The organism is Polaromonas sp. YR568, assembly GCF_943369415.1.
GTDB lineage: Bacteria > Pseudomonadota > Gammaproteobacteria > Burkholderiales > Burkholderiaceae_C > Polaromonas.
The window spans coordinates 101076-115514 of sequence record NZ_CALRNF020000009.1; the positions used below are offsets into that span (position 1 = coordinate 101076).

The window sequence follows — 14439 nt, forward strand, 5'->3', positions numbered from 1 at the left end:
ATGGTGCAAACTTGCGAAAAGCGTGTTTCGCGCTCCATTGATGACTTCACGTTGAACCCATGAAAATCGCCCTGCTGTCGGATGTGCACGCCAACCTGCGCGCGCTGGAGGCTTGCCTGGCCCACGCCGCCGCGCAGGGCGCCGGCCGGCTGGCCGTGCTGGGAGACCTGGTGGGCTATGGCGCGCAACCGGCGGAGGTGGTGCGGCGCATCCGCGGCCTGGCGGGCGAGGGCGCCATCGTGCTCAAGGGCAACCACGATGAGTACGCCGTTGCGCCGCCCGCCCAGGCGCTCTCGCTCGACCAGAGCGGCGCCGCCTGGACGCACGAGCGGCTGGACAAGGATGCGCTGGATTTCCTGGCGGCGCTGCCGTTGACCGCCGCCATCGATACGGCGCTGCTGGTGCACGCCAGTGCAGACGCGCCCGAGCGCTGGCACTATGTCGACAACGAGCGCCGCGCCGAAGCCAGCCTGGACGCCGCCTGCCTCAACCCCGCCGTGCGTTATGTGTTTTGCGGCCACGTGCATGCGCAGACGCTTTATTTCCGGGGTGCGGGGCAGGGGCTGATGCGCTTTGAGCCCACGCCGGGTGTGCCCATCCCGGTGCCGCAGCACCGGCGATGGATCGCCACCGTGGGTTCGGTGGGCCAGCCGCGCGACGGCAACACCCGGGCCATGTATGCGCTGTTCGACGCCGCCCGGGCCGAATTGACTTTTCACCGCGTGGCCTACGACCACCTGGCCGCCGCGGCCGATATACGCGCGGCGGGATTGCCCGCCTATTTCGCCGAGCGGCTGGAGGCAGGCCTGTGAAGCTGATGGCGCCCGGCACTGTGGTCGACGGCTTTGTCGTCGGTGAATGCCTGCATGCCGGCGGCATGGCGCATATCTACCAGGTGGGGTATGCCGATCCGTCGCGAACCGCGCCTTTCCCCATGGCGATGAAGGTGCCGCGCATGACGGCCGGCGACGGCGCGGAAAACATCGTGGGCTTCGAGGTCGAGTTGCAGTTGCTGTCGGCATTGACGGGGCCGCACGTGCCGCGGTTCGTGGCGGCGGGAGACCTGGAAAAACTGCCCTACCTGGTGATGGAGTACGTGCCCGGCCGGACGCTGCAACAACTGCTGGACGACACCGAGGGGCCGCTGCCCGCGCAGGACATCGCCCGGCTGGGTGCGGCCATGGCCCAGGCGGTGCACAGCCTGCACCTGCAGGATGCCTGCCACCTGGACCTGAAGCCGGCGAACGTGCTGCTGCGCGCGGGCGGCAGCGTGGTGCTGCTGGACTTCGGGCTGTCCTGCCATGCGCATTACCCGGACCTGCTGGCAGAGGAATTGCGCCCCGCCGTCGGCTCGCCCGCCTGGATGGCCCCGGAGCAGGTGGTGGGCGTGCGGGGCGATCCGCGCAGCGATATCTTTGCCGTCGGCGTGATGCTGTACGAATTGGCCACACGCGAGTTGCCTTTTGGCAACCCGCAAACCCGCGGCGGCCTGCGGCAACGCCTGTGGATGGACCCGGTGCCGCCGCGCGCGTTGCGGCCGGAGGTGCCCGAGTGGCTGCAGGAGGTGATCCTGCATTGCCTGCAGGGCGAAGCAGGCCGGCGCTATGCCTCGGCCGCGCATCTGGCGCTGGACCTGTCGGACCCGGCCCAGATCGCCGTGACGGAACTGGGGCGGCGCCTGCGGGCCACCGGCTTCTGGCCGCACTTCAAACGCTGGCTGCGCGCGGCGGGCAAGGATTACCAGCCCAGCGCGCTGCCGTCGCGGCAGATCGACGCGGCGCCCATCGTCATGGCGGCCGTGCCTCACCTGGATGTGAGCGACGCCACGCTGTATTCGCTGCGGCGCGCGGTGATGCGCGTGCTGGGCACGGCGCCCGGCGCCCGGCTGGCCTGCGTGACCGTGATAGACCCCGGGCAGGCGGCGGGCCACGACACGCAGACGAGCGAAACCACGGTGCACAGGCGCTACCTGGGCATGCTCAGTCAGTGGGCCCAGCCGCTGGGCCTGGACAGCCGCACGCTGTCCTTCCACGTCATTGAATCAGGCGACGTCGCGCAGGCGCTGCTGCACTATGCCCGGGGCAACCAGGTCGGCATCATCGTCATGGGAGCGGCGACGCACGGCCTGCAGATGCAGCGCCTGCTGGCGACCGTGCCGATCAAGGTCGCGATGGCGGCGCCCTGCACGGTGATCCTGGTCAAGCAGGCGCTGCCGTTCGACCGGCTGGCGAGGGAAGCCTAGGAGCCTGCCATCAGCTTGTGCACCAGGTCGGCCGTGGTGGACGCCTTGTACTTGCGCATCAGCCGCGCGCGGTAAATCTCGACGGTGCGGTGGCTGATGATGAGCGCGCGGCCGATTTCCTTGGAGGTCATGCCGTCCATCAGGTGGGCGGCCACTTCGCGTTCGCGCGCGGTGAGCTCGGCCGTGACGGGGCGGCGTGAACTCAGGTCTTCAAAGGTCCAGATGCCGGCCTCGTGCGGCGCGCTGCGGTTGAGCGCGCGGCCGGTGACGTGGCACCAGAAGGTCTCGCCCTTGTTGCGGCCGTCCACGCGCTTCATGATGCGGTCGTCGGAGTACAGGCCTTTGGCATTCAGGATGGGGATCATGCGCGCGCCTATGCGCTCGTACTCGTCCACGCTGGGGTAGAGGATCAGGAAGGACTGGCCGGCGAGCTGTTCGCGCGTGGCGCCGAACATCTCGCACAAATGCTGGTTGCAGTCCACAATCGAGCGGTTGCGGGACAGCACCAGTCCCACCGGCGCCAAGTCGAATGCGAGCTGGTAATCGACTTCCACAGTACTTACCTTTAGGGAAAACTACGTAACTTGATAAGTAGTATCGTAATGGATTGCTGAAGGAACATCCGGAACATCCCAGCCTCATGACACAAGGAGACAATTTTGTGAAGAAACTTTTTCCCTCAGCGGCGGAGGCCCTCAAGGGCATCGTCCAGGACGGCCAGCTGCTGGCCGTGGGCGGCTTCGGCCTGTGCGGCATTCCCGAGGCGCTGATCGACGCGCTGAAGGCCAGCCAGGTGAAGAACCTGACGGTGATCTCCAACAACGCGGGCGTCGACGGCTTCGGCCTGGGCAAGCTGCTGGAAACGCGGCAGATCAAAAAAATGATCTCGAGCTACGTCGGCGAGAACAAGGAGTTCGAGCGCCAGTACCTGGCCGGCGAACTCGAACTGGAATTCACGCCCCAGGGCACGCTGGCTGAAAAGCTGCGCGCCGGCGGCGCCGGCATCCCGGCCTTCTTCACCAAGACCGGCGTGGGCACGCAAGTGGCCGACGGCAAGGAACTGCGCGACTTCGACGGCGAGACCTATGTGATGGAGCACTCGCTGGTGCCCGACGTGGCGCTGGTCAAGGCGCATGTGGCCGACAAGTCCGGCAACCTGCGCTTCAACCTCACGGCCCGCAACTTCAACCCGGCCGTCGCCATGGCCGGCAAGGTCTGCATCGTCGAGGTGGAGAAGATCGTCGAAGTCGGCGAACTCGCGCCCGACGACATTCACCTCCCGGGCATTTATGTGCACCGCATCGTGCTCAATGCGAATCCTGAAAAACGCATCGAGAAGCGCACCATCACCGAGAAAGCGGGAGTTTGATATGCCCTGGACCCAAGACCAGATGGCGGCACGCGCCGCCCAGGAACTCGAAGACGGTTTTTACGTCAATCTCGGCATCGGCATCCCGACGCTGGTGGCCAATTTCACCGGCGACAAGGAAGTGTGGCTGCAGTCGGAAAACGGCATGCTGGGCATAGGCCCGTTTCCCACCGAAGACCAGGTCGATGCCGACCTGATCAACGCCGGCAAGCAGACCGTCACCACCATCAAGGGCTCGGCCATCTTCGGCAGCCATGACAGCTTCGCGATGATTCGCGGCGGCAAGATCAACCTGTCCATCCTGGGCGCCATGCAGGTCAGCGAAAAAGGCGACCTGGCCAACTGGATGATCCCGGGCAAGATGGTCAAGGGCATGGGCGGCGCGATGGACCTGGTGGCCGGCGTCAAGCGCGTCATCATCCTGATGGAACACGTCGCCAAAAAGAAGGACGGTACCGAGGACATGAAAATTCTGCCCAAGTGCACCTTGCCGCTCACCGGCGTGGGCGTGGTCGACCGCATCATCACCGACCTGGCCGTGATGGACGTGACACCCGAAGGCCTCAAGCTGGTGGAGCTGGCGCCGGGCGTGACGCGCGAAGCGTTGCAGGCCAAGACCGGCGTGACGCTGATTTAAGAAGCTGTTCCCGCAGGCCCATGAAAAAAGCCGCCGCCCTGAAAAGGCGGCGGCTTTTTTTGCGCCGGTTTTTCCGCTTATTTTGTGGCGGACGGCCTGCCGGGTTTTTGCCTGTCCGGCGTTGCCGACTTTTCGGCTTTCGCTTTGGCCGCATGTTTTGCCCCGACGCTGGCCGCCGCGGCTTTGCGCCTGGCCGGCGTGGCTTTTTCCTGCTGCAGTTCGTCGCGGGCCAGGTTTTCAATCATCGCCAGCAGCACGGTGCGCGTCAGCTTGATGTGTTCGGGCGCGATGCCTTCGATGCTCACGTTGTTGGTCTCTTCGGCCAGCGGCACCAGAAGCTTCTTGAGCGCACGGCCCTTGTCGCTCAGGTGCACGTACATGTTTTTCTTGTTGGTGGGAATCTGCCTGCGTTCGATGTAGCCCAGCGACTCCATGGCCTTCATGGCGGTGAAGGTGGTGGGCTCCATCACGCCGGCGCGCTCGCTGAGTTCCTTTTGCGTCAGGCCGTCGCACTCCCAGAGGATGCGCAGAAAGGTCCAGTGGCCGAAGGGCACGCCATGCTGCGCCAGCCGCACTTGCAGCGCGCGGTGGAAGGCGCGCGAGGCATCGCGGATCAGGTGTGCGAGGCGGTCGTTGGGGACGGCTTCACGCCAGTGGCGGATGATGTTTTGGGTGTCATTGCTCATGAAATGACATTGTGACTGACTTGGTGCGCCGGGGTGCAATCCCGCCCGGTCCGGGCGGATTCCAGCAGCGCCAGGCAGACCGCCGTGGTGGCGCGGGCCCATTCGCCGCTGTGCACCGCCGGCTTGCCGTCCACCACCGCGGCATACAGCTCGTCAATGACTTCCTGGCGCGGGATGGCCGGGGCGGGGAGAAGCTCCACGGTTTTTTCGCTGTCGGTATAAATGCTTACTTCCGAGGGCCCGGGCCGCAGGTCGGCTTTTTCGCAGCTGACGATGACCTGGCCGAAATGCTGGTGCCGCAGGCCCGTGGGCAGGGCGCTGCCGGCCGTGTACAGGCGGCCGCCGTAGTTGCGGGCGGCCTTGAGCGCGCTTTCTTCGGCGGACGTCGCCGCCCCCAGGAGCCGCTTGCGCGCCGCGCCGTAATCGGCCGGGTTCTTGGCCTGGCCCATCTCGCCGATGTTGCCCAGCAGCTCGTCCGAGTCGTAGTGGCCGTAGCCGCTGTAGGTGACCGAGGCAAAGGCCCCGCCTTCAAAGCCCAGCAGCGCGCTGTAGGCGCCTTCGGTGGGGCGGCTCGCGTCCCAGGCGCCGGTGTGGGCGCGCACGCTGCGCACCAGCCCGCCGCCCAGCAGGCGCACGATGTCCATCTGGTGCGTGGCCTGGCTGTGGATCACGCCGCCGCCGGCGGCCGTGTCCAGCTCTTCGGGCCGGCGCGGGCGGTAGAGGAAGTCGGTGAAATTGAGCGCATGGATCATCTTCACCGCGCCGTAGCGGCCGCTGGCTATGAGCTCGCGCGTGCGGCGTATCGGCGTGTTGAAGCTGTGGCTGTGGCCCACGATGAGGTGCACGCCCGCGCCGCGCGCCGCGTCAATCATGCCTGTGCATTCGTCCACCGTCAGCGCCATGGGTTTTTCGACCATCACGTGCTTGCCGAAGGAAGCCGCCAGGCGCACGTGTTCGGCATGGAACTGGTGCGGCGAGGCGATGTAGAGCGCCTCGACCACGGGGTTGGCACACAGCGCCTCGATGGAGTCGTAGCTGGGCGCGCCGAAGTCTTTTTCAAACTGCGCGCGGGCGGCGGCGATGGGGTCGGTGGCGCCCACCAGCTTCACCCGGCCGTCATGCGCAAAGGTGGGCAGCATCAGCGTGAAGGCCCGCCCCAGGCCGACGATGCCGAGTTTCAAAGTGCGCTGTGTCATAAGTCCAGTACCAGTTCGGGCGATTTTGCACGCGAGACGCAGACCATGATGTGGTCGGCCTTTTCCTCGTCGCTCAGCACCATGTCGCGGTGCTCGGCTTCGCCGGCCAGCAGATGGGTCTTGCAGGTGCCGCAAGTGCCGCTTTCGCACGAGCTGGCCACGCGCAGGCCGCTGCCGCGCAGGGCTTCGAGGATGGTCTGCTCCGCGCTGACCTCCACCGTCTTTCCGCTTTTGGCCAGGCGCACGTTGAAGGGCGTGTTCTCGGCATAGGCCTTGGCATCGACGCCGAAGCTTTCGAAATGCACGTTGCCCGAAGGCCAGTGGCCCGACATGTCGGCCACGCTGTCCATCAGGCCCTTGGGGCCGCAGCAGTAGACGTGGGCGGCAGCGGGTTTTTCGAACACCGGCCACAGGTCCAGCGCTTCGTCGATGTTGCCGTTGTCGTGGTGTATCTGCACCTGGCCGGGGAATTCGGCCTGCAGCTCCTGGCTGAAGGCCGTGCCGGCGGCATCGCGCGTGCAGTAATACAGCTTGAACTTGCCGGCCTGCGTGCGCTTGAGTTGCCGCATCATCGACAGGATGGGCGTGATGCCTATGCCGCCGGCGACAAAAACAAAGTCATTCGCGTGCGCGGCCAGCTCGAAGTTGTTGCGCGGCGCGCTGACCTGCAGCATCTGCCCGGCCTGCACCTCGTCGGCCATGCTGACGGAGCCGCCGCGGCCGCGCTCGTCGCGCTTGACGGCGATCTGCCAGGCGCTGGTGTCAGCCGGGTCGCTGCACAGCGAGTAATTGCGGCGCACGCCGCTGGGAACCTGCACCGTCAGGTGCGAGCCGGCCGTGAAGGCGGGCAGGGGCGCGCCGTCCGGGTCGCGCAGCTCGAACAGGTAAATGCCTTGCGCGACTTCTTCTTTGCGCGCAACCTTCAGGGGGAAGAAATCGGGCTCCGCCGCGGGCAGGTCTCCTGCGGGGGCGCTAGGGTTAACGCTCATTCTTGTCTCCACAAATTTTCTTGACAAAACACAAAATAACGATATTCTTAGACGTCTAAGAATAATCCGCCTGCAGCGCATTGGCAAGCTGTTTTTAAACCCGTTTTGACTGAAGGGCCCAAGCCCGGGGCCCTCACTGATTTGAAGGACATTCCTGATGTTGACCGCCGAGGAAAATGATCTCTTGTGCCGCGTTGAAGGCCAGGCCCCCATGGGCCAGCTGATGCGCCGCCACTGGACACCCGTCTGCCTGATCGAGGAGGTCAGCGAGCCCGACGGCACGCCCGTCAAGGCGCGCGTGTTCGGCGAAGACCTGGTGGTGTTCCGCGACACCAAGGGCCGCGTCGGCGTGATGGACGAATACTGCCCGCACCGGCGCGTCTCGCTGGTGTTCGGCCGCAACGAAGACTGCGGCCTGCGCTGCCTGTATCACGGCTGGAAGATGGACGTCGAAGGCAACGTGCTGGAGATGGTCTCCGAGCCCGCCGCCAGCGGCATGGCGCAAAAGGTCAAGCACCTGGCCTACCCGGTGAAAGAGTGGGGCGGTTTTGTCTGGGCCTATATGGGCCCGAAAGAAACCCAGCCCGAATTCGTGCCGCCGGCCTGGGCGCCCACGGCCGATGCCAAGGTGACGATTGCCAAGGCCTTGATCCCCTGCAACTGGGCGCAAATCCTCGAAGGCGCGATCGACTCGGCGCACAGCTCCAGCCTGCATTCGTCGGACATGGTGCCGGCGCGTGTCGAAGGCGCCGAGGCCACCGGCACCAACTGGCTGCGCCCCTCGACCGACAAGGCGCCGCGCATGCAGGTGGAGCGCGGCAGCTACGGCTTTCGTTATGCCGCCATCCGCCGCCCCATCAAGAACGCGGCCGCCAACGACTACATCCGCTCGACGGTGTTCGTCGCGCCGGCCACCGCCCTGATCCCGCCCAACAACCTCTACAACGTCGCCAACATCAACGTGCCGATGGACGACACCAACACGGCGTTTTATTTCATCGCCTGGGGCCACCCATCCCAGACGCCCGACACCGACAGCTGGCGCAAATTCCTGGGCCAGCAACTGGGCCCCGACCTGGACGCCAACTATGCGCCGCTGCGCAACCGCGGCAACAATTTCTGGCAGGACCGCGAAGCCATGAAGGCCGGCAACTTCACCGGCATCACCGGTTTCCCCAACCAGGACATCGCCATGTGGGTGACCATGGGTCCTATCGCCGACCGCACGCACGAGCGCCTGGGCGCCAGCGACATGGCGGTGGTCGAATTCCGCAAGCAGATGCTCGAAGCCGTGCGCGCCTTCCAGGCCGGCGAAACCGCCATCGGCACGGGCGACTTGCGCATCCCGTCCAGCGTGGTCGCCTTCCAGGCCATCGTGCCCAAGACCACGGACTGGCGCGCCTACCAGGCGAACTACGTCTGGGATACACGCGAGCCAGCGCTGGAGCCGTCGTACTCGACCTGAGCCCCAGGCCGCCCATGCGGCCTTTTTGTTTTTTCCTTTTTCGCCGTTCTTCTTTATCCTTACCGCTTTCCGTTCCGCGTCAGTCAAGTCAGTTCATAAAGTCAGCCCATAAAACCAGGAGACAAGTCCCATGAAACCACACCGCCGCTCTTTCATGCTGGCCGGCGCGATGCTGGCCGGCATGCTGCTGCCCCAGTTCGCCGCCGCGCAGGCTGCCTATCCCAACCGCCCCATCAAGTTCGTCGTGCCTTATGCCGCAGGCGGCCTGCCCGACACCGTGGCCCGCATCTACGCGCAGCGCCTGGGTGACAAGCTGGGCCAGTCGGTGGTCGTCGACAACCGGCCCGGCGCCAACGGCGTGGTCGCCGCGCAGGCGCTGGCCACGGCCCCCAAGGACGGCTACACCTTTCTCGTGACCGACGGCTCGATGTTCTCCATCAACCCAGCCATCTACAAAAACCTGGGCTATGACTACAAGCGCGACTTCGTGCCGGTCTCGCTCGCCGCGCGCGCGCCGCTGTACATGGCGGTCAACCCCAAGGTGCCGGCCAACACGCTGCAGGAATTCATCGCGCTGGCCAAGGCCAGGCCCGGCACGCTGAACTACGGCTCCTCCGGCATAGGCAGCACGCACCACCTGACCATGGAGGCCATGAAGGCCGCGCTGGGCCTGCAGATCACGCACGTGCCTTTCAAGGGCACCGGCCAGTCGGTGCCCGCGCTGATAGGCGGGCAGGTCGAGGTGCTGTTTTCGGCGCTGCCTTCGCTGTCGGGTTTTGTGAAGAGCGGGCAGGTCAAGCTGCTGGCCAACAACGCGGCGCAGCGCTCCAGCCAGGAGCCCAACGTGCCGGCCATCGCCGAAATCATCCCCGGCTTTGACTTCGCGCCCATCGTCGGCGTGCTGGCCGCCACCGGCACGCCGGCCAGCGCCATCGAACGCATCAGCCACGAGATGGCGCAGATTGCCAAGATGCCGGAAGTCATCACCACGCTCAACAACGCCGGCATAGAGCCCATAGGCAGCAGCCCGGCCGACTACGGCAAGGCCATCCTCGGCGAAAACGAGCGCCTGGCCAAGGCCATCACTGCCTCCGGCATAAAACCTGAATAAACCACTTACTTAACCTCGCATCAATCCCAAGGAACAAACCGCGACATGTCAAAACTGAAACTGACCTTCGGCTGCTGGAACTACGACCGCACCCGTGCCCTGATGGACGGCAGCGTGCAGCCCGACGGCATCGATTTGAATTACCTCAATATGCCGGTGGAGGAGACCTTCTTCCGCATGTTGCGGCACAAGGAATTTGACATCGCGGAAATGTCGCTCTCGTCGTACACGGTCTCCATGTTCAATGAGTCGCGGCCCTTTGTGGCCATCCCGGTGTTTCCCTCGCGCTTCTTCCGCCATTCCTGCATCTACGTGAATGCCAAGTCCGGCATCCGCGAAGCCAAGGACCTGATCGGCAAGCGCGTCGGCAACCCCGAATACCAGATGACGGCGCCGGTGTGGATACGAGGCATTTTGTCCGACCACTACGGCGTGCCCGTCGACAGCGTGACCTACTTCACCGGCGGCGAGGAAGAGCCCGGCCGTTCCGAAAAAATCAAGCTTGATTTGCCGCCCAACATCAAGGTCGAGCGGATCGGGCCGGACCAGACCCTGGCGCAGATGCTGCTCGACGGCGAGATCGACGCGCTTTACACCGCGCGCATGCCTTCGAGCTTCCTGAAGGGCGGCGGCAAGGTCAAGCGCCTGTTTGAAGACTACGAACAGGTCGAGCGCAACTATTTCAAGGAAACAAAAATGTTTCCCATCATGCACACGGTGGCGATACGCCGCGACGTGTACGAGGCCAACCGCTGGGTGGCGCGCTCGATGATGAAGGCGCTGGAAGAATCGCAGCGCCGCACCTATGAAGACCTCTATGAAACCGCGGCGCTCAAGGCCATGCTGCCCTGGCTGACCTCGCACGTCGAGCAGGTCAGGCGCGAGATGGGCGAGGACTTCTGGCCCTACGGCTTCGAGAAAAACGAAGCCACGCTGCAGACCTTCCTGCGTTATTCGTTTGAGCAGGGCCTGTCCAAACGGCTGCTCAAGCCCGAGGAACTGTTCGCACCCGAATCGCTAGAGGCGTTTAAGATCTGAGCCCGTGACTTCACCGGTTCCTATCTTCGACGACGCCCGCCATGGCCGCGCGCCGGGCCAGCACCCCACGCGCACGAATGTCTGATCCCCTCCTGGGCTACCTGCTGTCAAGCGGGGCGCTGCTGCTTTTCACGGCCTCCATCCTGCTCACCAAGGCGGCGTCCAGCCGCCTGGACCTGGGGCTGGGCTTCCTGGTCGCGACGTCCACCAACGTCGTGTTTTCCGCGCTGGCCTTCGGGGTGCAGATGCAGTTGCGCGGCGACGGCCTGCAGTGGAACCTGCCGGCCTTCTTCATGTTCGCGGCCGCGGGCGGGTTTTCCACCTATTTGGGGCGCTGGTTTTTCTACGAGTCCGTGGTGCGCTTCGGCCCGGCCAAGGCCAGCATCTTCCAGATCAGCAGCCCGCTGTTCACCGCGATGATGGCGTGGTTGCTGCTGGGCGAGCGCCTGACCCCCGTGGTGGCGCTGGGCATGGTCATGACCATCGCCGGCCTGATACTGGTCAGCTGCAAGCCGGACTTTTTCTCGCGGCGCGGCCCTGTCGCCGCCATGGCGCCCGACGGCGAGCCTGCGCCCGCCGTGGCCAAAACTCCCGCGATGCAGCGCCTGATGCAGTCGGTGCTGCTGCTGGGCATGGGCAGTTCGCTGGCCTATGCCGTCGGCAACGTGCTGCGCGGAAGCGCCGTGCGCAGCTGGAACGAGCCCATCCTGGGCGCCCTGATAGGCGCGGCCTGCGGCCTGGTGCTGCAGGTGGTATTCAGCGCGGGCAAGAGCGCCATGCTTGCGCGCGTGCGCGCCGCCAGCCGCAGCGGCATGGCCTTGTTCGCCACCATAGGCGTGACCACCATCTCGGCGCAGATGTGCGCCATCGGCGCCATGCGCTACATCCCGCTGTCCGTCGCCACGCTGGTGACGCTGTGCACACCCATCCTGGTTTTTCCGCTCAGCCACCTGCTGTTCAAGAACCAGGACAAGATCACGCCGCTCACCCTGGCCGGCAGCGGCTTGACTTTGCTCGGTATATTCATCATCGTGATGCGCTGAGCGACCGCCTGCGCAGGCCGGTCCACCATCCCGCAGGAGATAGAAGGCACACATGGACACCCCGGACAAAGCGCTGCGCCGCGACTACGCCTCGGCGGCCGAGGCCATGAAAATCCTCAACGTCAGGCAGCAGACGCTGTACGCCTACGTCAGCCGGGGCTGGATACGCAGCGTGGCGCAGCCGGGCCAGAAGGACAAGCTTTACCTGCGCGACGACCTCACGCGCGTGGGCATGCGCTCGCTGGCGCGCTCCGGCCACGGCGCGGTGGCCGCCTCGGCGATGAACTGGGGCGAGCCCATCTTCCCGACCTCCATCACCGAGATCACCGAGCAGGGCCCGCGCTACCGCGGCCACCTGGCCGCCGACCTGGTGCGATCCGGCGCTTCCTTTGAAGCGGTGGCCGAGCTGCTCTGGACCGGCGAGCTCAACACCCGGGCCAAAGCCTGGCCTGTGCGCAGGCCCTCGGCCGAACTTGTCAGGCTGACGGAAACGCTGACTTCGCTGCAGGCGCGCGACAACGTGCTCGAATCCTTCGCGCTGGTGGTGCTGCTGCTGGGCATGCGGCGCGGCTCCGTGGCCGAGCGCCTGTCGCAAGGCAAAACCCTGCCGGCCGCGCGCGAGATCATGCAGACCGTGGTGGCCTGCTGCGGTTTTGTCGGCGCGGCGCAAAGCTACCGGCCCATGCAGCGCGGCGAGTCGGTGGTCACCGGCCTGCTGCACGCGCTGGCCATGCCGCCTACCGAGGAGAACAGCGAAGCCCTGCGCGCCATGCTGATCCTGATGGCCGACCACGAACTGCCGCCCGGCACGCTGGGCGCGCGCGTCGTGGCCTCCGCCGGCGGCACGCTGCACAGCTGCCTGGCCTCGGCGCTGTGCGCCACGTCCGGCGTGGACATAGGCCGCATGTACGAACGCGTGGAAGACTTCCTGGGCCAGGGCCGGACCAAGGCCGCGCTCGTCAAGCGCGCCCACAAGCTGCACGCCCAAGGCCAGAGCGTTCCCGGCTTCGACCATCCGCTGTACCCCAAGGGCGACCCGCGCGCCGCGCAACTGCTGGCCATGGTGTTCGCGCGTGAGAACCCAGGCCGCGACCTGCGCGCGATCTCGCGCTTCATCGACGAGATGCGCGCCAGCGCCGGCCTGCTGCCCCGGCAGGAACTGGCCCTGGTGGTGATGGCCCGTGCCCTGGGCCTGCCGCGCCAGGCCACGGCCGCTCTCTTTGTGCTGGGCCGGCTTGCGGGCTGGGTGGCGCATGTGCAGGAGCAGCGCGCCAGTGGAACGCTGTTGCGACCCCGCGCCAAGTTTGTAAAGCCTGTGCCACCGGCTGCCTGAATCGCCGATTTCACCCGGCCCTTCGGTTTTTCGTGGCGACCGGCGCCTGAACGGTGTCTGTTTGCGCGCATCGAAACACCATAACTTTCGAGCTACATCAAGCGCGCAGGCCCCCATCCCAACCTTCCCCCCGCGGGGGAAGGAGCAAAACCGGCCCTCTGGCTCCCTCCCCCGCTGGGGGAGGGTGGGGGTGGGGGCCAGCGGCCCTCAAAACACCTCGCCCTTCTTCGTGGTCACATTGACTGTCATGTTGATTCAGTGTTCAAGATTGAATGATTGAGTTGTCTTCACTAGGATGAACTGGCGCCTGCAGATTCGCGCCATAAATACTGGAGACAAGACAATGCAATTCAATCGCCGCACCGGGATGCTCGCCCTCTGCCTTTCCGCCGTTTTCGCAAGCCCGCTCAGCTGGGCCCAGGCTTACCCGACCAAACCCATCCACATCGTCGTGCCGTTGCCGCCCGGGGGCTCCAACGACGTGCTGGCCCGCATCCTGGGCCAGAAGATGTCGGAGACCTTCGGCCAGCCCGTCATCGTCGACAACAAGCCCGGCGCGGCCGGCAACATTGCCACCGCCTTCATGGCCAAGGCCGAGGCTGACGGCTACAACATCGCCGTCGCGCCCAACCAGACCGTGGCCGTCAACCCGGTGCTCTATCCCAAGCTGCCCTTCAACGTGAACCGCGACCTGACCGGCATCACGATGATGGGCCGCGTGCCCATGGTGCTGGTGGTGTCGCCCGACAAGGTTCAGGCCACGACCGTTGCCGAACTCATCGCACTGGCCAAGGCCAACCCCGACAAGCTCAGCTATGCCTCCGCCGGCTCCGGCAGCCCGCAGCACATGGCGGCCGAGGTTTTCAAGGCCATGACGGGCACCAACCTCACCCAGATCGCGTACAAGGGTTCGGCCCCGGCGCTGGTCGACGTGCTGGGCGGCCAGGTGGACGTGATGTTCTGCCCCCTGAACTCGGCCCTGCCGCACATCCGCAGCGGCAAGCTGCGCGCGCTGGGAACCACCGGCACCAAGCGTGTCGACCTGCTGCCCAATGTGCCGACGATTGCCGAGACCGTGCCCAAGTATGAAAGCGACATCTGGATCGGCATGGTGGCCCCGGCCAAAACGCCCAAGACCATCATCAACAAGCTCAACGCCGAACTGCGCCGCTCGCTGGCGCTGCCCGACGTGCAGGCCAAGCTGGCCGAGCAGGGCATTTACGCCGAGACCAGCACGCCCGCCGAATTCACCAGGCTCATCGCCGACGACCAGAAGCGCTGGGCGGCAGTGATCAAGGCTGCCAACATCAAGCCCGAATAAATAGCCGAT

14 protein-coding genes are annotated in these 14439 nt (G+C 65.5%); 10 read left to right on the forward strand and 4 right to left on the reverse strand.

The annotated features are described in order from the left end of the window. The first annotated feature begins 59 nt into the window (after positions 1-59). Both ACLV74_RS08380 and ACLV74_RS08385 read left to right on the forward strand, forming a co-directional pair. Complete coding sequence (locus tag ACLV74_RS08380; protein WP_411878920.1) at positions 60-812, forward strand: metallophosphoesterase family protein; 753 nt, start codon at positions 60-62, stop codon at positions 810-812. Further along, positions 809-2242 carry a protein kinase domain-containing protein gene (locus ACLV74_RS08385; protein ID WP_411878921.1) on the forward strand — a complete coding sequence of 478 codons (1434 nt, stop codon included), beginning with the start codon at positions 809-811 and terminating at the stop codon, positions 2240-2242. Before ACLV74_RS08380 ends, ACLV74_RS08385 begins: the two co-directional genes overlap by 4 nt. Here ACLV74_RS08385 and ACLV74_RS08390 read toward each other — a convergent pair. Then, entirely contained in the window at positions 2239-2796 is a 558-nt protein-coding gene (locus ACLV74_RS08390) for a LuxR C-terminal-related transcriptional regulator (protein WP_411878922.1), read from the reverse strand. The two genes, ACLV74_RS08385 and ACLV74_RS08390, sit on opposite strands and share 4 nt — an antisense overlap. Positions 2797-2903: 107 nt before the next feature. Between ACLV74_RS08390 and ACLV74_RS08395 the strand changes: the two genes are divergently transcribed. Together ACLV74_RS08395 and ACLV74_RS08400 are read left to right on the forward strand one after the other, a co-directional pair. Continuing rightward, the gene (locus ACLV74_RS08395; protein ID WP_411878923.1) at positions 2904-3611 is read left to right on the forward strand and encodes a CoA transferase subunit A; all 708 of its coding nucleotides are present in this window, start codon (positions 2904-2906) and stop codon (positions 3609-3611) included. 1 nt (position 3612) lies between these two features. After that, positions 3613-4248, forward strand: coding sequence for a 3-oxoacid CoA-transferase subunit B (locus tag ACLV74_RS08400; protein WP_411878924.1), 636 nt, complete (start codon positions 3613-3615; stop codon positions 4246-4248). A gap of 77 nt (positions 4249-4325) precedes the next feature. Here ACLV74_RS08400 and ACLV74_RS08405 read toward each other — a convergent pair whose 3' ends face one another. From ACLV74_RS08405 to ACLV74_RS08415, 3 genes are read right to left on the reverse strand one after another with little or no spacing between them, the layout of a single operon-like run. Continuing rightward, complete coding sequence (locus tag ACLV74_RS08405; protein WP_411878925.1) at positions 4326-4934, reverse strand: MarR family winged helix-turn-helix transcriptional regulator; 609 nt, start codon at positions 4932-4934, stop codon at positions 4326-4328. Then, positions 4931-6130 carry a Gfo/Idh/MocA family protein gene (locus tag ACLV74_RS08410; protein ID WP_411878926.1) on the reverse strand — a complete coding sequence of 400 codons (1200 nt, stop codon included), beginning with the start codon at positions 6128-6130 and terminating at the stop codon, positions 4931-4933. Before ACLV74_RS08410 ends, ACLV74_RS08405 begins: the two co-directional genes overlap by 4 nt. Next, on the reverse strand, positions 6127-7119 hold the full coding sequence (locus ACLV74_RS08415) for a PDR/VanB family oxidoreductase (RefSeq protein ID WP_411878927.1): 993 nt from the start codon (positions 7117-7119) through the stop codon (positions 6127-6129). The genes ACLV74_RS08410 and ACLV74_RS08415 overlap by 4 nt, the downstream gene beginning before the upstream one ends. 157 nt (positions 7120-7276) lie before the next feature. On the opposite strand from ACLV74_RS08415, the gene ACLV74_RS08420 reads away from it, so the two are divergent. The 6 genes from ACLV74_RS08420 (at position 7277) to ACLV74_RS08445 (ending at position 14430) form a co-directional block, all read left to right on the forward strand. Beyond that, a complete protein-coding gene (locus ACLV74_RS08420; protein WP_411878928.1) occupies positions 7277-8584 on the forward strand; it encodes a Rieske 2Fe-2S domain-containing protein in 1308 nt (435 codons plus the stop codon). A gap of 130 nt (positions 8585-8714) precedes the next feature. Next, positions 8715-9695: a Bug family tripartite tricarboxylate transporter substrate binding protein gene (locus ACLV74_RS08425; protein WP_411878929.1), complete on the forward strand. Its 981-nt coding sequence runs from the start codon at positions 8715-8717 to the stop codon at positions 9693-9695. Between the two features lie 45 nt (positions 9696-9740). Further along, the gene (locus ACLV74_RS08430; protein WP_411878930.1) at positions 9741-10733 is read left to right on the forward strand and encodes an ABC transporter substrate-binding protein; all 993 of its coding nucleotides are present in this window, start codon (positions 9741-9743) and stop codon (positions 10731-10733) included. A gap of 77 nt (positions 10734-10810) precedes the next feature. Beyond that, a complete protein-coding gene (locus ACLV74_RS08435; RefSeq protein WP_411878931.1) occupies positions 10811-11776 on the forward strand; it encodes a DMT family transporter in 966 nt (321 codons plus the stop codon). 52 nt (positions 11777-11828) lie between these two features. After that, the gene (locus tag ACLV74_RS08440; RefSeq protein ID WP_411878932.1) at positions 11829-13109 is read left to right on the forward strand and encodes a citrate/2-methylcitrate synthase; all 1281 of its coding nucleotides are present in this window, start codon (positions 11829-11831) and stop codon (positions 13107-13109) included. Positions 13110-13452: 343 nt separating this feature from the next. Continuing rightward, on the forward strand, positions 13453-14430 hold the full coding sequence (locus tag ACLV74_RS08445; RefSeq protein ID WP_411878933.1) for a Bug family tripartite tricarboxylate transporter substrate binding protein: 978 nt from the start codon (positions 13453-13455) through the stop codon (positions 14428-14430). Positions 14431-14439 lie beyond the last annotated feature (9 nt).

Coding starts and splice junctions, on each gene's coding strand:
- ACLV74_RS08380 (WP_411878920.1), top strand. CDS start 60: ATGAAAATCGCCCTGCTGTCGGATGTGCACGCCAACCTGCGCGCGCTG.
- ACLV74_RS08400 (WP_411878924.1), top strand. CDS start 3,613: ATGCCCTGGACCCAAGACCAGATGGCGGCACGCGCCGCCCAGGAACTC.
- ACLV74_RS08405 (WP_411878925.1), bottom strand. CDS start 4,934: ATGAGCAATGACACCCAAAACATCATCCGCCACTGGCGTGAAGCCGTC.
- ACLV74_RS08410 (WP_411878926.1), bottom strand. CDS start 6,130: ATGACACAGCGCACTTTGAAACTCGGCATCGTCGGCCTGGGGCGGGCC.
- ACLV74_RS08415 (WP_411878927.1), bottom strand. CDS start 7,119: ATGAGCGTTAACCCTAGCGCCCCCGCAGGAGACCTGCCCGCGGCGGAG.
- ACLV74_RS08420 (WP_411878928.1), top strand. CDS start 7,277: ATGTTGACCGCCGAGGAAAATGATCTCTTGTGCCGCGTTGAAGGCCAG.
- ACLV74_RS08425 (WP_411878929.1), top strand. CDS start 8,715: ATGAAACCACACCGCCGCTCTTTCATGCTGGCCGGCGCGATGCTGGCC.
- ACLV74_RS08430 (WP_411878930.1), top strand. CDS start 9,741: ATGTCAAAACTGAAACTGACCTTCGGCTGCTGGAACTACGACCGCACC.
- ACLV74_RS08435 (WP_411878931.1), top strand. CDS start 10,811: ATGTCTGATCCCCTCCTGGGCTACCTGCTGTCAAGCGGGGCGCTGCTG.
- ACLV74_RS08440 (WP_411878932.1), top strand. CDS start 11,829: ATGGACACCCCGGACAAAGCGCTGCGCCGCGACTACGCCTCGGCGGCC.
- ACLV74_RS08445 (WP_411878933.1), top strand. CDS start 13,453: ATGCAATTCAATCGCCGCACCGGGATGCTCGCCCTCTGCCTTTCCGCC.